Raw genomic sequence first — 18,810 nt, 5'->3', positions numbered from 1 at the left:
ACGGCTATAACGAGGGATCATCTTTAATCAGCTTCACCACCATCAGTAGCTTCTTTATTCGCACCTTGCCCTGCCTCTTGTTGCTCAGACTTCTGATTTTGCAACTTTACTTGCCTTAATTCATGCGCATCTGTTTCGGATTTCACGACGTATATAGTAATTGGTACTACTACTTCACTATGTAATTCTACGTTTACTTGGTATTCACCCAAGTTTTTGATGCTTATTCCACCAAAAGATAAACTACGATGATCTATCGCATGTCCTTCTTGTAGTAAAACTTTCGCAATTTCACGTGTTGTTACAGAACCAAAAATTTTACCATCCTCTGAAGCTTGCTTTATCAATACTACAAACTTATCATGTAGTGACAATGCAAGCTCTTTTGCTACATTTAATCTTTTTATATTCTCTTCCTCCAGCAATAAACGTTGTTCTTCTAGTTTTGCTAAATTCTCCTTGGTAGCCTTCACCGCTTTTCTTTGTGGAAAAAGAAAATTACGTGCATAACCTGGTTTAACTTTGAAAACTTCACCAAGCTTACCTAAAGTCCTTATATTTTCCTTTAAAATTATCAACATAAATTACCTAAACTTTTTTAGTACAGTAAGGAACAAGAGCTAAAAAACGTGCCCTTATGACTGCTAAGCGTAACTTCCTTTGTTTTTTTGCACATACGCCTGTTAACCTTCTAGGTAATATCCTACCATAGTCAGAGGTAAACTTGGATAATAAATCTGTATTCTTATAATCTATGTCTTCATCTTTAGACGTAGCAAGAGGGCAAACTTTAGAACGCCTAAAGCCAGTCCTATTATTTACAGATATGTAGGAATTATTAAAACTATTTCGTCTTTTCATCATTATGCGTTTTGCTCCTCAATTTGTTTATTCATCATATAAGATTTACCTTCAAAAAATTTATCAACCTGCACAGACAAGTGGCGAATAACGTTCTCATTAAGTTTCATTCTACGCACAAATTCATCCAGAATGCTTGCAGTAGAACTTATGCATATTATACAATAATGACCGCTCTTCATCTTATTTATTGGATATGCAAAATCCAAAAGACCCCAATGTTCATACTTGATTAATCCCGATGCTTCAATGTTTTCCAAAAGCATCTCCAATGCTTTGCTCGATTGAGTTGGACCGTTTATTCTAAAATCTTTCAAAATATCTTGAAAAATCTTTATTAGATGTTCTGAAATATTTCTCTTCAAAGCATTTACTGCATTATGGATAAACGCACTTTTAGTAATTTGCTCACTGCCTCCTAGAAATTTTATAAAATCTTGCGTTATTCCTAAATCTTTTAGGTCATCTTTCAACTCTTTATCGATTTTTGACTTCACTTCTTTCAAATTTGAAAGATCTTCTTCCAATTCAACCCATAAAATTTTTGTAAGATCTTCCAAGAAATCAGAGTAAGCAACTAGACCTTCTTTAATGTTTTCAGCATGCGTTTCTAACTCTTGTTTTGTAAGCGTACTATTTTGCCTTTCCATAAGACTCTTGATCTTCTGGAAAATAACATCTGCTTTAATATTTTTCAATGAAACAGCTAGCTCTTGGACCATCTCCTCTACTTCTTGCTGTAACAATCCTTGTTGTGCTATAAAAGTAAATTCATAAAGATTCACTATATCTTCCTTTAATACCGATTAAACACTTCATTATATAAAGCTTTTTTATATAAGCAAGTTATTTGTATTAATTTCTATGCCTTTAATCCAGCTTAAGTTAGATATTTCATAAATAACTTGAGGAGCAATTGAGTATGCACCTGGTAATAAGATGCTCACTTTATGTTTTTCGAGAAGAAGTTTTAGCATTATTTTGGTTCTGCCTTTATCTTTCAATATTGCATTTAATTCCATAGAGGCTTTTTGCGAATCCGTGCACTCAGTGGTGAGAACTAATTCCTTTATTGTAGAAGTGATTCCTTTTGTAAACTCAGATATATCCTTGCCTGCTAATCTTGTCGTATTTTCCGAAGCTTCAAGATCAATTATCACAAATGTTCCTGGTGAAAATAAATCTCTTTTTTCTTCTATTATTTCATTATTATAAAATGCTATTTCAGAAACGTTATGGGGATCAGAAAGTGTGAGTATAACAAACCTTCCACGCTCTGAAGTTCTCATACGTGCATTTAATATTACCCCAGCAGTTTTTGCTGTTCTATTTTCTCCGATAAACCCAATATTTAACTTTTCCAGAAGAATTCTAAATTTTTCAAGTGGATGATTAGTTAAATAAAATCCTAGTGAAAATAACTCATGCTCTAATTTTTCCTCTTCATCAAAATTTTCCACATTCTCAAATTTCGGTTTGAGGACATCAAGACTACCAAACAAAGCAGCTTGACTTGATTCCCTATCCTGTTTGTTTTTATTTGCAAAGTAAATCAGCATGTCCATTGACTCATATAGCTGCTTTCTGTTCTTATGCACGCTATCGAATGCCCCGGATTTAATTAGGCTTTCTAGCGCTCTCTTATTTATTATATGACCTGAATTTTGAATGAATTCCCATATGTCCTTATAAGCGCTTGAACGTGTGTTCACTATTCCTTCTGCTATAGAAAAACCAACATTCCTCAAGGCAGCAATACCATAACGTATGCACTCACCCTCTATTAAGAATTCAGCTTGAGACTTGTTTATATCAGGTGGAAGAACGGTAACGCCACTAAACTTTGCTGCATGATAAAATAAATTCAGTTTATCTCTATCATCAATATTTAGATTCATTAGTGCTGTAAAAAATTCTAATGGATAATTAGCTTTAAGGTAAGCCGTTTGATAAGATATAACCGCATATGCAGCTGCGTGAGATTTATTAAATCCATAACCAGCAAATTTTGCAACAAGGTCAAAGATATAACTTGCCCTGTCATAATCAACGCCATTCTTTGTTGCCCCTTGGATGAAAAGTTCACGTTGTTTATCCATCTCTTCCTTAATTTTCTTACCCATGGCACGTCTCAGCAGATCTGCTTCCGCTAAGCTATACCCGGAAAGAATACGGGCTATTTCCATCACCTGCTCCTGGTAGATTATTACCCCAAATGTTTCTTTTAACACTCCTTCAAGTAACGGATGAATATAATCTGGCTTTTCAAGTCCATGCTTTCTTGCAACATAAGTTGGAATGTTATCCATAGGTCCTGGACGATAAAGGGAAATTAAAGCGATAATATCTTCAATGCAATCTGGCTTTAATTTGATTAAAGCTTTTCTCATTCCCGAACTTTCAAGCTGGAACACTCCAATTGAATCACCGCTAGAGAGCATCTCATAGGTTTTTTGATCATTCAAAGGAACTGAAGAAATATCGATCTTTTTTTCATCACGATTAATTAAACGACATACATGATCTATTAGTGTTAGCGTACCAAGTCCAAGAAAATCAAATTTTATTAACCCAGCTTTCTCCACATATTTCATGCTGTATTGAGTGATTGGCAGAGCCGAATTTGGATCATAATAGACGGGAACAAAATTTTCTAATTTTTGATCGCATATTACAATTCCAGCAGCATGAGTTGAAACGTGACGATATATTCCTTCGAGCTTTAGTGATATATCAAGAAGCTTTGCAATTACCTCATCACTATCTCGTTCTTTCTGCAGGTTTTGATCAAACTCTATCGCTTGTGATAAAGTTACAGGATTTACTGGATTAAATGGAACCATTTTAGATATTTTATCCACTTGAGAGTAAGGCATTTGCAATACTCTACCAACATCACGCAATACTGCCCTTGCTTGCAATTTTCCAAAAGTGATTATTTGAGCAACATAACCGTACTTTTTCTGAACATAATCAATAACCAGGTCCCTTTTCTCTTGGCAGAAATCGATATCAAAGTCAGGCATCGATACACGATCAGGATTCAAAAATCTTTCAAATATTAGGCCAAACTTTATTGGGTCAAGGTCTGTAATCTGTAAGCCCCAAGCAACAATTGATCCAGCACCAGAGCCTCTTCCTGGACCAACTGGAATGCTATTTGCTTTGCTCCAACGAATGAAATCAGAAACTATCAAAAAGTAGCCAGCGTAGTTCATCGAAGTTATTACGCTTAGTTCGTAATTCAGCCGATCGTAGTATTGTTTAAGGTCTATATCTGTCTCATTCGCAATGCGGAATTCTAATCCTGCAACTGCCTGCTCCCTCAGTTCTTCATTCTCAGTTTTATTTTCTCGACAAGGAAATTTAGGCAAGATAGGCTGCCTGCTTCTTGGCATGTAAGAGCACCGCTTAGCTATCACTAAAGTGTTATGAATTGCTTCGGGAATGTCGCTGAACAGTTCCTCCATTTCTGCCACAGATTTGAAGTAATGCTCGGTAGTTAACTTCTTTCTGTTATTCTCCAGGGCATAACTCCCCTCCGATATGCACGTTAATATGTCATAAGCCTCATAATCAGACCTATTTGGAAAAAACACATCGTTCGTTGCAACCAGTGGTACATTGCGCTGATAAGCAAAATCTATTAAAGCTTCTTCAAGCTCTAGCTCTTTATTCAGCCCATGACGCTGCAATTCAACATATAAATGACCATCGAATGCTGAAAGCAGTTTTTCAACCATTTCTTTATCTTGCCCCAACAATAGTTGAGCCAAACATCCACCGGTTAAAGCGATCAGACCCATACTTAAATTCAATAGCTCATCAAAATCAACGTAAGGAATATCGCTGTTATTCTTGCGCTTTTTAAAAGACTCACTCACCAAAGTGACTAAATTAGTGTACCCTTGCTCATTTTTTGCAAGCAATAATATAGGTAAATTTTGTTCTGAATGTTTAACTATAATATTGCATCCTATTATTAGCTGTATTCCCCTACTTGCTGCATATTCTGAAAATTCGAGCGAGCCAAACAAGTTGCCTGAATCAGTAATTGCAACCGCTGGCATTTTGTTCTGCAAACAAAAGCTAATCAGCTCCTCAATTTTAACCGAGCTTTCAAGCAGCGAATAAACACTATGAACACGTAAGTGTATGAACATAAAAAACTTTAGATCAACAAAAAAGGATAACATTAATTTACTCATGAGAACATAATTTTCATGAGAACAAAAGCCTATAAGATTTCTCAAATCTAAGGTTAAGATACAAAAAACTTCCTTGACAAACTCCGCCAGCCCCCTTATCATGGCAGTGAAGCTATTGTATTTGCTTTCGCCAATCTGCAGATTAAAAGGTAAGGATTACTTAATGTATTGGCGTCTTATGTTCAATTTTTTGCAGTATATAGGTACTGTATGTCTTTACAAAACTTCATCTACATCTAGATTTTTATCTAAATAAGCTGAACGCGCTTACAAAGCGTTACAAGACATCAAAAAATGCCAATACTCGACAAAGATAGTAAAGGACTAGCTAACTCGGGGATTCTTTGTCTTTTTTTCTGCTTGGTAAATTTCTTAAACATTTGCAGCGCAGGTTAGTTGCAATTAAAAGCAGCTAAATCTTGCTTATCAAGCGTTTAAAACATAAAAAACGCCAATATTTTAAAGCAGATAATAACCCCAGGGCTTCTTTTGCCTTTTTTTTCGTTTGGTAAATTTCTTAAATATTTATGGCTAACATGAACTGGGCAGGAAGGTGTCATTCCAGTGCTCCTTTTTTTGTTATCCCAGTGCCCAGACACTGGGATCCAACTAAGTTAGTGAGTGTAAAAGTAGCTAACCTTACGTTAAAACACAACGTTCTTGATGAGATTGCATAAAAACTGGATTGTATATTAAATCAAAGTCGCAAGACTATAATGAGCAAGGAGTGATACTGTCAATTGGATTGATTGATAGAAATCGTAGGCATCTCAGTACACTCCTAGCTTTAAAAAATGGAGTACGAACGGTAGGAGGATCTAAAAGATCGAATCACAATCCTGTACAGCATTTACATTATTATTTGATTATATTTATAGGTACAAAAATGGCTAGAACAGTTTTTGTGGGTATTGATGTTTCAAAAGAAACACTTGATATCTCAATCAACAATAAACATCAGCGTATAGAAAATGCAGAGAGAGCTATATCTGAGTTTATAAAGTCGAAAATGGCTAACGTATTTGTTAAGTTATGTGTAGTAGAATCCACAGGAGGTTATGAGAAACTTGTAATAAAATTGTTACAAGAACATAACATAGCTGTTCACAGAGCTCACCCAAATCGGGTATGCATTTGCAAAAGCCTGCAACCACTTTGCAAAAACAGATAAATTAGATGCAAAATTACTAGAAAAATATGCTGAATTTATCACAAAAAATGACGAAGTAATAGAATACATAGTTTCACAAAAGCAAGAAGAACTAAAAGAGCTAAGAGCAGTTGAGCGCAATCTAAACGATGAAGTTCATGCAAATAAGTGTCGTTTGCATAAGGTTACAGGAAAAGCCAGGGAATATATAGAAAAACAGATAGAATTTGCAAAAAAACAATTAGAGCAAATTAGGCAAGACATAGAAGATATAATAAACTCTGATCCTGATTTGAAGGAAAAAAGCAAACTGCTAACTAGCTATAAAGGTGTTGGACGGAAAACCGCAAGTATCCTACTCATAGAGGTACCTGAACTTGGTAGGTTAGATAATAAGGAAATAGCTTGTCTAGTTGGAGTTGCACCAAAAACTAGTGAAAGCGGAAGGAAAGTGAGCAAGGCCCAAGTCATAGGTGGCAGATTTTATGCTCGAAAAGCATTATACATGTCTGCTGTGGTTGCAATGCGTCATAATAAAAAAATGAAAGTATTTTACCAGCGTTTAGTTGACTCTGGCAAAGTCGCTTTAGTTGCTGTAATGAGAAAAATCATCATTTGTTTAAATGCTATGATAAAAAACAATAATTTTTATCTTGATGTTTAAGACGGTAGATTCCTTACATCATAGAGGCACTGCCATTATAGAGTGAACCAGTGTCTGGGCACTGGGATGACAAAAAAAGGAGCACTGGGATGACATCATAGGGGCGCTGGAATGACACCATCACAGAGTGAACCAGCGTCATACACACATCCCTTTGGTGACAATGTTTGTTGATGCAAGATTATACCTTGAAACAATTAAGTTTTAATGCTATTAAATCGTTGTAAATTTTGTCTCTGTGGTAGCTTTATGAATGTTGAAAGTAAGAAAATACATGATACTAAAATAAAATTACCAATATTTCTTGATTATCAATCTACTACTAAAGTGGATCCCCGTGTTTTGGAGGTAATGATACCTTATTTTGGTGAGTTCAGTAATGCACACTCTCGCAGCCATTCATTTGGTTGGACTGCTGAAGAAGCAGTGGAAAAAGCAAGGAAACACATCGCTGATCTGGTGAACGCAGATAGCAAAGAAATTATCTTTACCTCAGGTGCAACTGAGTCAAATAATACAGCAATCAAGGGCATTGCTCACTTTTACAAAAATAAAGGAAATCATATAATAACTGTCTGCACGGAGCATAAGTGTGTTCTGGATTCTTGTCGGCATCTGGAAAATGAAGGCTTTAAAGTTACATATTTGCCTGTTAAGCAAAACGGAATTATAGATTTATCAAAGCTTGAGGAAGCAATTACTGATAAAACAATCCTGGTTTCAGTGATGATGGTAAATAATGAAATCGGGGTAATTCAGCCTGTAAAGGAGATTGGTAAAATATGCAGAAAGCATAATATATTTTTCCATACAGATGCAGCTCAAAGCTTTGGGAAAGTTCCAATTGATGTTAATGAGATGTGCATTGATCTTATGAGTCTCTCTAGCCACAAAATTTATGGACCTATGGGAATAGGCGCATTATATGTCCGTAGAAAGAATCCTCGTGTTAGGCTGATACCATTGATTAGTGGTGGTGGACAAGAAAGAGGTATGCGTTCTGGAACAGTTCCAACACCTCTTGCAGTTGGTTTTGGTGAAGCGGCACGTATTGCTAAAGAAGAAATGGAAACAGAAGCAAGCAAATTGGAAGGACTGAGAGATATTTTGTACAATAAGATAAAAGAAGCATTTCCTGATATCGTTTTAAATGGTGATTATGAAAATAGAATTCCTGGCAACCTAAACTTGAGCTTTCCCTATGTTGAGGGTGAGTCTCTCATCATGGCAATCAAGGATTTAGCAGTAAGTTCTGGTTCTGCGTGCACGTCTGCGTCTCTTGAGCCTTCCTATGTCATACGGTCGCTAAATAATGGCCACGACCTTGAGCATTCATCAATTAGATTTGGCCTAGGCCGATTTACAACTAAAGAAGAAGTTTTGTACGCAGCAGATCTTGTTGCTAAAAATATTGGCCGACTGAGAGAAATGAGCCCACTTTGGGAGATGGTACAAGAAGGAGTAGATTTGAACACCGTGAAATGGGACTTTCATTAAATATATCCATTCAGCCAGTCCAACTGCAAATGCACTTTGAAATTACTCTGTAGTCATTCACACTTAATTCTGCAATTCTTTGATCTCATTCATGGAGAGGCCAGTAAACTTAACAATAGTGTTGATATCAACATTATTAGCCAGCATTGCTTTTGCGACTTCAATTTTCCCTTCCTCTTTACCAATTTTTTTACCTTTTTCAGTAGCAAGATCAAGTCTGTATTCAAGAATGGCTTCTTCTTTGCGTAGATCCATTATTCTTTTTTCGTAAGCTACTAAATCTTTTTCGTTCCAACGAAACTTATCAACATATACATTAACTATAATCTGTATACCGCTACACAGTTAGAAGTATTTTTTGATTTTACAATACAGCTTGAGATTCAATTTTTATAATTTTCTTGTTGACTAGCCAGAAGGTTGTAAGTTGGAAATGTGATATAAAAAGAAGCAAGAAGAAAGATAACTCTATAAAAATGTGGTTATCGCCAGGCTTGAGCAACCGTAAGACGGTAGTATTATAACATACGTAGATATCAAGGTACTCAAGCCTATCCTTCGAGACGTTTGAATAGTTGTTTGGGACATATATATGCACCCGTTTACAATCTTAAATTTTAACTTAAACTCTCGAGGTTCTTTATGGTTACATCTTATCAAAATTTTATTGGCATTGATATCGGAAAACTTGAATTTTTTACTGCAGTTAATGAACAAAAAGGTGTCATCAAATTTGACAATAGTTGTGTTGGTTGGAAACAACTCTACCAAAAATTTTCAAATATCTTGCCCAACTCCATGGTAATTTTAGAAGCTACAGGAGGTTATGAGCTTGGCTTATTGTATTTTCTTATTGATAGAAACATTGCTGTGCATCGTGCTAATACTCGTCAAGTTAAAAACTTCATTCTATCTCATGGAACTTTGGCAAAGACCGACAGTCTTGATGCAAAAGCGCTTGCCCAATATGGTTCTGAGCGTTGTGGACATTTGCAGCTATTTACACCTATCTCAAAAGAACAAACCACCTTGTTTGCACTTTGTCAGCGTCGTGACGATATTACGAAAATGCTTGTTCAAGAGAAGAATAGGCTAAAAACTCCTGGAAATGATTACATTAAGGAAAGTTGTCAACAAGCTATTGAATTCCTCAACAACCAGGTAGAAAAGCTTGATCAAGCTATACAAAAAATAGTCAATGAAAATCCTGAATTGCAACGATGCCAAAAAATTCTTGAAACAGTCCCTGGAATAGGTAGAAAAACCTCTCAATGTTTATTGTGTCTCATACCGGAACTTGGTTCTTTAAATAAAAGGCAAATTGCAAGCCTTGCAGGTGTTGCGCCTCATCCTAAGGAAAGTGGTAAAGCTATTGGCTACCGAAGGATTATAGGTGGAAGAAGTAACGTTCGTTCAAAGCTTTTTACAGCTGCCATGGCTGCTACAAGGTCCAAATCTGCACTTAGTGCCTTTTATTCTAAGCTTATTGAAAGTGGTAAGAAGAAGATGGTGGCTATAACAGCTCTAATGCGTAAAATAATAGTGATTGCTAATGCAAGGCTTAAAGAAGCAGTTAATTTGCATATTTAAAAATTTACATAGCAATAACTGAAATTGGTTAATGAATATGCGCTTTTAATGTGTGTGGACGCGCATATTCATTAACCAATTTCAGTTATTGCTGTGGTGGCTGTTTGATACAAAATTCTGTTTCTATAACAAATGGGTTTTTATTGCCCATATGAAGTTGCAAAATTACAAATAAAAAATTTTTAAAAAAACATAGTTGATATTCATATTGCAAACACAATTGCGGAGAGGATAAGTCTCAAAAAAGACATGATACAAACAATTTATGATACATCTAAAGATATTCCTGTAAGCGATATTTTCGAAGTAACACCATCAACTCTCCTTGGTTTGTGTAAGACAAATATAATTAAAAGCTCATTAACTGAACAAATAAGCTGCTAGGCAGGTTTAGGGATTTATTTTAAAACTTTTGGCATTCGGCGCCTTGATGCTTTACCACAACGCTTTTGTTAAAATCTGTCATCTGGAAAATGATAGTTTTTCAAATTGTCGGTAAATCTAAGTCAGTTTAGCTATATATAGGATGACAGAAATTGTTTGTATTAGCTATATTCAAAAGCTCTATTGATATTTTGCAATATTTGTGATAAAATAATAGCTTAAGGTTGAGAGTAAAAATTTATGAGTGAAGCTCAAGGTCCAAATATTGCAGAATGGCAAGCACAGCAGCAACACCAAGAAGCCGCTGGTGAGAAAAGTGGTTTTGGTCTTGGTCATAGTGACTCTGTTTCAACAGTCGTAGATGGAATGAAATGGTTGTTCAACTTTCATGAAGGAGCAATTGCTGCTTATAATAATGTGTTTGAAAGTTTGGTAAGTGGCAGTAGTTTAGTAACACTGTTTGGAAAATCAGGTAATATGTTTGGCATAAAATTTCTTGAAAGCCTTGGAGAACATTTTTCAGGTGGATGTGGGGAAGATATGCCATCAGAAGGAATGGATATGGCTCATGGTGATGAGGGACCTCGCTCAGATGATTACCCTCATGCCAATAATGAAGTGGCTCATAATGCTGATGGTTTGCAAGACATGCATGATTCAGGTGATCACCATGGTCAATCTTTTTCACCTGGTCCTTCACCATCTGTTGGCGATGACCACGGACATGAACTTGGTTAAACGCTTAAAAACTGCTGAGTAGTATGCGAGAAGACCTAATAAGAAAAGTTGCTATTGTTGTGAGTTTGTCTTAGTGAAAAAGGTTTCGGTTTTAGGATCAACAGGAAGTGTTGGAAAAAAGACTGTAGATTTGCTCTCAAGGAGAAAAGAAGAATACCAAGTGGAAGCACTAAGTGCCCATTCAGACTTTGCTCTACTGGTACACCAAGCAAAACTGCTGAATGCAAAATACGTTGCTATCTCCGATGAAAGGTTTTACAAAGATTTAAGAGAAAACCTACTTGGTACAGATGTAAAAATAGCAATTGGCGCTACAAATATTGCTACCATACCTGTTGATCTCTCAGTTGTTGCAATAATTGGCATTGCAGGCCTTGAACCAGTTATGCACATCATAGAAAGCGGTACTAAAGTCATTGCACTAGCAAACAAAGAAAGCATTGTTTGCGGTGGAAAGTTATTACTCAAAAAAGCTAAAGAAAAAAACGTACAAATAATCCCTATCGACTCTGAACACAACGCAATTTTTCAAGCTTTGCAAAATGACGACAAATGCGTAGAAAAGATCATACTTACTGTTTCTGGTGGACCATTCTTAAACTATAGTTCTGAGCAATTAAGAAATGTCACCATAGATCAGGCGCTTAGTCACCCCACTTGGAATATGGGAAGGAAAATCTCAGTTGATAGTGCGACAATGATGAATAAGGCACTAGAGATAATAGAAGCACATAACTTGTTTAACATCAGCCCGGATAAAATTGAAGCAATAGTGCATCCTGAGTCAATAGTACATGGAATTGTAACTTATAAGGATGGGTTCAACTTTGCTGTGCTTGCAGAAACTGACATGGCAATTCCTATTTCATATGCTTTGTCTTGGCCGGAAAGATCAGCTTTAAATCGTAAATTAGATTTAACAAAGCAAGGAAAATTGACCTTTCAAGAACCAGACCATAAGCGTTTTCCTGCGCTAAAGCTTAGCATGGCAGTGTTAAACTCTTCTGCTCCACAAACAAACAGTATTGTGCTCAATGCTGCAAATGAAATAGCTGTTAATGAATTTTTGAAGTCACGGATTGGCTTTTTAAAAATAGTAGAGGTAGTGGAATCAACAATGGAAAGTTTTGATAGTTACACTGATATTAATTCACTATCTGATATAATAAATATTGATTGTGAAAGTCGTATTATTGCTAATAAAATTGTTGAAAGTAAAGTTGTTGCGTATAGCTAGAGTAATGTAACCAGACTGCATTCTGTGATTTGAGCAAAACACGATCTTTCATTTGAGCTTTCTTCAATTTAAAATAAATACAGAAACTAGCTATCTTCAAAAATATGGTTAAATAATTGTATCCGTTCAGGCAATGGCGTCAACTTAAGGGATGTTAAGGAGTAAAATACTACAAGAGACAGCACTTTTGTTTCTATTTTATTTCAACAAAAAAGTTTAAAATGTGTCATTTTTAGGTGAGGCATGCAAAAAGGAAAAGATCTTATCTTACAAATTAAAAATGCAATATACTCGAAAACTTTTCAGAAAATCCATTGTGTTGGAAAAAACAGTTTTACACGAACAAGAAAACTTCCTTTTTCGACAGTATTTTCTATGATTTTAAAGTTAGTTAAAAAAAGTTTGGGAATAGAATGTGAACTTATGGAGCCGTTGACATGTAAAACTCCACCCTCAAAGCAAGCTTTTTCTAAAGCAAGGTATAAGATTTGCCATACAGGCTTTCAAGAATTTAAGCATCCGAACAGCCTATCAGGATGAACCTGAGTATGGAACTTGGAGAGGCTATAGACTTATTGCAGCAGATGGTTCTGGTATGAGATTACCCAGCTCTGAGGAAATTGCCCAGACACTGGGATTCAGGAAAATTGATTGTAAACGAGCAAACATTTTCGATAAAATTACCGAAAAGCTGGATTCCAGTGTCAAGCACTGGAATGACACCCTCCTGATAGGACCAAATCACAATGTTCGTACAGTTGTGGGTTTAGCACCCCTTCAATTCCCAAACATCCCTCCCACATTAGAATTATTAAGTTCACTCAAAAGAGGAGCACTTGGAGAAGTATCCTGAAGATAGCTTCTTACCGCTCCTTTAGCCTTCTCAATATTATCTGATTCTTTCTCATGCTTCATATGAAAAGCTAAACCACAGCAAAACATACGAGAGAATTAACGCCAAGGATAACTAAACCCCACACTGGTAACATTGGATAAACAGCACAAGCTACCAAAGCCGCTAAAGAAACAGCGCCAACCGCAAATTCTATATTCCTAAGCATCTTAAGCTTATTATCAAGATAATCTATTTTTTCTTCTTTTCTAGCCGCTTTTCTGCTGCTGTTATACCAAAAACACATACCAGCATGGAAAGCAACACACACAACTGCAGCTACCATACCTAAAACTAATAGCTTTCTACTGTCTCCCGAGTCTTTTTTCTTATCTTCTCTGCTTTGATGGCTACCACTACTGAAACCAGGGTTATTTATAACTGTAGTATGACCACCAAACAGGCTGCGAAGTAGTAAATAATCCCAAAAATCTAAACCTCTATCATTGTGTACATGTACGTGTGTAACCTGAGGGCCTGTAGGTTGCCTGTTATTCCCTGCGTTATATTGATTATTTCTGCTTTCTGTATTGCGTCTATTAGTTGAGTTTAGACGTGTATGCTCTTTATACGCCTCTGCAAATGTATCCTCGTCCCAAGTTAAATTCCGTGTATTGTTAAAATACCGCAAAAACTCTTTAACATCACTGTTACCACCTGATTTCTTTATATAGGCTAACGCATACCTTTTTAAAACACTATCACTTGCTACCATAAATACCCTCTTAAGTTAAGACTAAATGAATAAATACTTATTATGACAAAGTAACGTCTTCTTGTCAAATCAACCATAACTTAATACCCAGTTAATATCCTTTCCACCAGCTCTTTTACTGTCGGTACGTAGCCATTCTCATAAAACGGATCTTGCTTAAATTTGTACACATTGTGCCCGGAAAACATGAGTTCATTTTCAATATCGCCGTCATGTATAATGTTTTGCAGTGTTTTTTGTATACAAAAACTCCGTGGATCTGGCTTTCGTCCTGTTGAATGGTCGCCGTGATCCTTCCAATTGCTAAACAAACAATGACTTAAGCATCCCATACAATTGATTTGATCTTGTCTTATCTCTGCAAATTTGCCTGACGTCACAAAAATAACAGTTGTATCTGGAGTTTTCATTGCTTCTGTATACCCTGCTTTAGTCCATGTATTTGCCAGCTCTTTGTCTTTTGAAGTAAGGTAGATCTTCCTACCTCTGCTACCAATTGCAAATTCACTACTAAATTCTTCGCTGGCATTTTCTGAAAACTTTATTTGACGTGAATTCCGTTTCTGCAACTCACGTATGAAGTTATTTTTTACTGCAGATGAGTAAAACCCTGTTGGACTGAATTTATTTAAAAATACATCACCTTCTTCTAAAGTGAGTAGCTTCTTTTTCCACTCTGCAGAAATTGGGCTTTCTTTCGTCAAAAGTGGACGAGTGCCAAACTGAAAAGCTATTGGTCCAATTTGCAGATTGTCAAACCAATATTCCCAATCTTTCAAATGCCACACTCCTCCTGCCATAACAATTGGTTTTTCTGAAAGACCGATCTCGTTCATGAAAGATCTAAGCTCTGCAACTCTTTCAAATGGAGCCTGTGGTAGCTCTGGGTCTTCACTGTTACTGAGTCCATTGTGCCCTCCAGCAAGCCATGGATCTTCATACACTACTCCACCAAGCAAATAGGAAGATATTCTTTGGTAAGTACGCTTCCATAATGCTTTAAAAGCACGCACCGATGAGACAATAGGGTAATAATAAACCTGATATTTAGCTGCAATCTCTCCAAGCCTATAAGGCATACCAGCACCGCAGGTAATACCATGAACTAAGCCTTTTGCTTTTTCTAATATGCCATGAAGCACGCGTTCTGCTGCTCCCATCTCCCAAAGCACATTCATATGTATTATTCCATGACCTTTTGATATTTCATTCGCTATTTTTGCCTGACTGATTCCAGCTTTAATACTATACTCAATCAATTCACTGTGTTTTTCATTTCTTGTTTTGCCTTTGTAAATCAGCGGCACTAACTCACCATTATCATCAATAAGCTTAGCATTTGCACCAGAGAACGTACCCACAGCATCTGCTGCAGCAAATGCTCCACTTGACCTTCCATCACTGATTGCAATGCCTTTGCCGCCCTCAATGATTGGCCACACTTCCTTTCCTGAAATTACTATCTTTTTTATCTTATTTTTCAAAACTTCCTCGCAATCTTTCACTCTATTTTACTTAATTACTAAAAAAATAATAGCTGTTTATTTTTTCTTATATCATCAGAGCCTCCGCATAGCCAAATTTGGGTTTTGAGTAGACACAGCAGCTACTGTAATATAGTTTCGAAAGAAGTCTAATGTATTTTGCTATATGATCATAGGTCTAACAGGCGGAATTGGGGTAGGAAAGAGCTTTGTAGCTAATTGCTTTCAAGAGTTTGGTGCTGCTGTGTTTGATGCTGATTCTGTTGTACACCAACTTTATAAAGTGGATAAAAGCATAATAAGTTATGCAGAAAAAAATTTTCCTGGAGTGGTAGTAAATTGTGAAATAGGTAGAACAGTACTGTCTAAATATTTCTTAGCCTACGATGAAAATTGGAAACAATTTCAATCTTTGGTTCACTCTGCTGTGCTGCGTGAATTAGAATTTTTTATTGCCAAGGAAAAAAAGATCGATAGAAAGCTTTTAGTTTTAGATGTGCCACTTCTATTAGAAACAAAATTTCATTCATACTGTGACCTTATTATTTTTATCTATGCAGATAGCGTTGTGCAAGCTCAAAGACTTAACGAACGCAACATAGATAAAGAAAAGCTAAATTTAATCTTCAATGTTCAGTTATCTATTGAGGAGAAAAGGAAGATGAGTGACTTTATTATCGACACCAGTGTAAGCAAAGAGTATGTTTTTTCTCAAGTAAAAGATATAGTGGATTCATTAAACCTAAACACGTAGCTCTACGTCATACCGCCGCAGTATCTCTTGGCCGCTAACAAGCAGCGGGATGACGAGGTTATCTTCATACTGCCGCGAACCGCCATACCGCCGCGGTATCTCTAGATCCCGCTAACAAGCAGCGGAATGACGATTGTCGATAAATCTAAGTTACTTTAGCAACAGTTATTCTCCACCAAATTACTCCGAATTTTAGTTGTATTATTTGCGGATTTCACTGCTGAAATCTCAAATTTTGAGCTTGTGTTCAAAAATGATTCAACTGACCTGCCAAAAAAATCGTATCTCCACCCCTTGAATAGTTTATCTATCTGCCCAGATATTGACCCGGTTAACTCATCTTTTGAAGAAACTAATTTCCTTGATATGTTACTTTCTTTACATTTATTATCTAAAATAATTGAGAGTATATCGAATACAGATTTGTCATAATTATTCGGTAAGATGTTGTTTTGCTGCATCCAATTTTTTTCATTTTCATTAAAAATATTCACAAACTCTAGTAAATCTGCATCTTTTATATTTTTTGCATTCCTCTTGAGATCATCTAAAATCTCATCAACATGCTCTACATTTTTTTCAATAAAACCAGCTATTACAGCATTATTAATTACTTTATTACGATTCATATTATAGCGCTGTGCTAAGGTCTCTTGCCATTCACTAACTGCTTTAACAGTTAATACCAATCTTGGATTTGCTTCATAATTAAATTTAATTCTCTTCCATGCATCTTTTGGACTATGTAAATACTTATTTATATTAACTATTGATTCCATCTCTTCTTGAAACCAACACATCCTATTATTTTCTTCAAGTTTATTGCACAATATTTGGTATAAGTCATATAGGTGTACCACGTCGTTTATTGCATAGTCTAACTGATCCTCGGACAACGGACGCCTTAACCAATCTGAATTTTTAGCTTTAATTTTATCCAGCACTACTCCTTGATATTGCTCTACTACTTTTGAGTAACCAATAAAGTCATAATAATAATGACAAAACATAGCGGCAACTTGGGTATCAAAAATGGGAGTGGGAATACATTTAAACACAGTGAGTAAGGATTCTATATCCTGCCTGCAGCTATGAAACACTTTGGTTATCCCCTGATTTAGCATTATTTTCTTAATGAATGATAAATCAATTTCTGGCACTAATGCGTCTACAATAAAACTCTTCTCTCCGTAAGAAATTTGAATTAACGATAATTTTGGGTAGTAGGTTAAATTATTTCTAATGAACTCCGTGTCAACTGCTATAAATTTCGGCTTTTTTGCTATTAATTCTTCACACGTATCTTCCAGCTCTGATGTTGTACTAATTAGCATATATTTTTCACTTGGTGGTTCTACTTTATCTGACCTTACCCAGAAAAAGTGGAGAGAAAGTTAAGACGTTTTTGTCATGAGAATGATGCATCAAATTGTGCAGGAATGCAATAATTAATAGTAGAATGCCTACGTTGTTTGTTATAAAAGATTTCTATGTATTCAAATATGGCAGTTCTGGTTTGTTGAGCGAGAAGTATCAATAAGCAGCTCCCTTTTGAGTGAACTTTTCTGCAACAGAGTTATCGTAACAACATCCCTTATGGCTCATGCTGGAAATGATGTTTTTTGTATTCAATAGAAATTGGTAATTTTGAGAGGTATACTGTGAACCTTGATCGCTATGTAACAGCAGATTTTTATCGGGTTTGCGCTTATTAACGGCCATCAATAAAGAGTCAATAACCAATTGTTTATTTATTGAGCTACTCATTGACCAGCCAACTACCATACGTGAATATAGGTCAATTATTGCTGCCAACAACCTTCCTTAGTTTTTATATAAGTAATATCGTTTACCCAAACTTTATTTGGCTGATCAGTGGTGAATTTTTGATCCAATGTGTTCGGAGCCACAACTCGGTTGCTTATTTGCTGTTTTTTATTTTTGAACCTTCGTCTAAGTTTGGCTTTAATGCCATTTTCTTGCATAACACTTTGTACTGTTTTGATGTTATAATTTTTGCCTAAAGCTTTTAATTCAGCGTGAATTTTAGGGATCTGCATTTGGATGCTTTTTTTGAACATCTGCTTTTATTTGCTGATTCTCTACTGCTTATTTTCCTTGTAGTCCACTTATAGTGGCAACTAGCAGATACATTCAAAACCCTACATAGTTCCTGTATTTTATAGCAATTTCTATATAAAAGAATACTTTACTCTTTTTGTTTGGTCAGGGCTTTTTTTTTAATGTCTCTTTCTCTTGTTACTCTTGCTAGTTCTTTTTTTAGATCAAATCTTTCTTTGTCATAAGGAGCCTTTGTCTGGAAATGCGTATGCTTCTGACATTTTTCCATCATATTTTCTTACCCATTTACTTAACATACTGCCATCTATGCCTAGATCTTTTGCTATTTTTGTACTTCTGTTTCTTTAACCAGCTTAACAGCTTCTAATTTGAATCCTGCTGTATATTCCCTTCTATTTGCCATATTTTGAAAAAACGTTTTATTTTACTCCAAAAACATCTTAACTTTCTCTCTACTTTTTCTGGGTAAGGTCAGAGTATCCACTTTAACCTCTCTAAATTTGCTCATAACCTCTTAACTTGACGCGTATGACTCCCTACTTGGATGACAGATA

The 18,810-nt window shown here is 35.8% G+C and carries 15 protein-coding genes and 5 pseudogenes; 10 read left to right on the top strand and 10 right to left on the bottom strand.

The annotated features are described in order from the left end of the window. Positions 1-23: 23 nt before the first annotated feature. Genes rplI through dnaE form a run of 4 tightly spaced genes read right to left on the bottom strand, consistent with a single transcriptional unit; the run spans position 24 to position 5,024 of the window. Entirely contained in the window at positions 24-581 is a 558-nt protein-coding gene (gene rplI, locus OM966_RS03410; protein ID WP_264328815.1) for a 50S ribosomal protein L9, read from the bottom strand. 7 nt (positions 582-588) lie between these two features. Further along, positions 589-864, bottom strand: a complete 276-nt coding sequence (rpsR, locus tag OM966_RS03405) for a 30S ribosomal protein S18 (protein WP_264328814.1) — start codon at positions 862-864, stop codon at positions 589-591. Continuing rightward, positions 864-1,646 (bottom strand): 30S ribosomal protein S6, encoded by a 783-nt coding sequence (rpsF, locus tag OM966_RS03400; protein ID WP_264328813.1) that lies wholly within the window; start codon positions 1,644-1,646, stop codon positions 864-866. The genes rpsR and rpsF overlap by 1 nt, the downstream gene beginning before the upstream one ends. Before the next feature lie 48 nt (positions 1,647-1,694). Continuing rightward, positions 1,695-5,024, bottom strand: a complete 3,330-nt coding sequence (gene dnaE, locus OM966_RS03395) for a DNA polymerase III subunit alpha (RefSeq protein WP_264328812.1) — start codon at positions 5,022-5,024, stop codon at positions 1,695-1,697. Between the two features lie 572 nt (positions 5,025-5,596). Between dnaE and OM966_RS03390 the strand changes: the two genes are divergently transcribed. The 3 genes and pseudogenes from OM966_RS03390 to OM966_RS03375 all read left to right on the top strand — a co-directional run bounded on the left by OM966_RS03390 (position 5,597) and on the right by OM966_RS03375 (position 8,380). Continuing rightward, the gene (locus tag OM966_RS03390) at positions 5,597-5,746 is read left to right on the top strand and encodes a hypothetical protein (RefSeq protein WP_264328811.1); all 150 of its coding nucleotides are present in this window, start codon (positions 5,597-5,599) and stop codon (positions 5,744-5,746) included. A gap of 209 nt (positions 5,747-5,955) precedes the next feature. Beyond that, positions 5,956-6,883: pseudogene (locus OM966_RS07540) on the top strand (IS110 family RNA-guided transposase). Positions 6,884-7,132: 249 nt separating this feature from the next. Then, positions 7,133-8,380, top strand: a complete 1,248-nt coding sequence (locus OM966_RS03375; RefSeq protein ID WP_253309635.1) for an IscS subfamily cysteine desulfurase — start codon at positions 7,133-7,135, stop codon at positions 8,378-8,380. Between the two features lie 63 nt (positions 8,381-8,443). Here OM966_RS03375 and OM966_RS03370 read toward each other — a convergent pair. Beyond that, a pseudogene (locus OM966_RS03370) lies at positions 8,444-8,689 on the bottom strand (Rpn family recombination-promoting nuclease/putative transposase); the annotation flags it as partial. A 92-nt stretch (positions 8,690-8,781) separates the two neighbouring features. On the opposite strand from OM966_RS03370, the gene OM966_RS03365 reads away from it, so the two are divergent. The 6 genes and pseudogenes from OM966_RS03365 to OM966_RS07535 all read left to right on the top strand — a co-directional run. Then, positions 8,782-8,904, top strand: coding sequence for a hypothetical protein (locus tag OM966_RS03365; RefSeq protein ID WP_264328578.1), 123 nt, complete (start codon positions 8,782-8,784; stop codon positions 8,902-8,904). A 118-nt stretch (positions 8,905-9,022) separates the two neighbouring features. Further along, positions 9,023-9,970, top strand: coding sequence for an IS110 family transposase (locus tag OM966_RS03360; RefSeq protein ID WP_264328356.1), 948 nt, complete (start codon positions 9,023-9,025; stop codon positions 9,968-9,970). 624 nt (positions 9,971-10,594) lie between these two features. After that, a complete protein-coding gene (locus tag OM966_RS03355; RefSeq protein WP_264328810.1) occupies positions 10,595-11,092 on the top strand; it encodes a hypothetical protein in 498 nt (165 codons plus the stop codon). A gap of 73 nt (positions 11,093-11,165) precedes the next feature. Then, positions 11,166-12,329, top strand: a complete 1,164-nt coding sequence (dxr, locus tag OM966_RS03350) for a 1-deoxy-D-xylulose-5-phosphate reductoisomerase (protein WP_264328809.1) — start codon at positions 11,166-11,168, stop codon at positions 12,327-12,329. Positions 12,330-12,572: 243 nt separating this feature from the next. Then, positions 12,573-12,966, top strand: a pseudogene (locus tag OM966_RS03345) (transposase); the annotation flags it as partial. Further along, positions 12,956-13,057: pseudogene (locus tag OM966_RS07535) on the top strand (WPE palindromic element domain-containing protein); the annotation flags it as partial. The pseudogenes OM966_RS03345 and OM966_RS07535, both read left to right, overlap by 11 nt. Positions 13,058-13,106: 49 nt before the next feature. Here OM966_RS07535 and OM966_RS03335 read toward each other — a convergent pair. The 3 genes from OM966_RS03335 to OM966_RS03325 all read right to left on the bottom strand — a co-directional run bounded on the left by OM966_RS03335 (position 13,107) and on the right by OM966_RS03325 (position 15,420). Then, positions 13,107-13,244: a hypothetical protein gene (locus OM966_RS03335; RefSeq protein WP_264329052.1), complete on the bottom strand. Its 138-nt coding sequence runs from the start codon at positions 13,242-13,244 to the stop codon at positions 13,107-13,109. An 8-nt stretch (positions 13,245-13,252) separates the two neighbouring features. Continuing rightward, the gene (locus tag OM966_RS03330) at positions 13,253-13,936 is read right to left on the bottom strand and encodes a hypothetical protein (RefSeq protein ID WP_264328808.1); all 684 of its coding nucleotides are present in this window, start codon (positions 13,934-13,936) and stop codon (positions 13,253-13,255) included. Between the two features lie 80 nt (positions 13,937-14,016). Next, on the bottom strand, positions 14,017-15,420 hold the full coding sequence (locus OM966_RS03325; protein ID WP_264328807.1) for an NAD(P)H-dependent flavin oxidoreductase: 1,404 nt from the start codon (positions 15,418-15,420) through the stop codon (positions 14,017-14,019). A gap of 166 nt (positions 15,421-15,586) precedes the next feature. On the opposite strand from OM966_RS03325, the gene coaE reads away from it, so the two are divergent. Next, complete coding sequence (coaE, locus tag OM966_RS03320) at positions 15,587-16,174, top strand: dephospho-CoA kinase (protein ID WP_264328806.1); 588 nt, start codon at positions 15,587-15,589, stop codon at positions 16,172-16,174. Positions 16,175-16,329: 155 nt separating this feature from the next. On the opposite strand, the gene OM966_RS03315 is transcribed toward coaE, so the two are convergent. Together OM966_RS03315 and OM966_RS07530 are read right to left on the bottom strand one after the other, a co-directional pair. After that, the gene (locus tag OM966_RS03315) at positions 16,330-17,508 is read right to left on the bottom strand and encodes a ribonuclease D (protein WP_264328805.1); all 1,179 of its coding nucleotides are present in this window, start codon (positions 17,506-17,508) and stop codon (positions 16,330-16,332) included. 74 nt (positions 17,509-17,582) lie between these two features. Continuing rightward, a pseudogene (locus OM966_RS07530) lies at positions 17,583-18,659 on the bottom strand (IS3 family transposase). Positions 18,660-18,810: the final 151 nt, after the last annotated feature.

It is taken from the genome of Wolbachia endosymbiont (group A) of Andrena hattorfiana (assembly GCF_947179565.1).
Lineage (GTDB): Bacteria > Pseudomonadota > Alphaproteobacteria > Rickettsiales > Anaplasmataceae > Wolbachia.
This window is presented reverse-complemented; position numbering and strand designations above follow the sequence as displayed.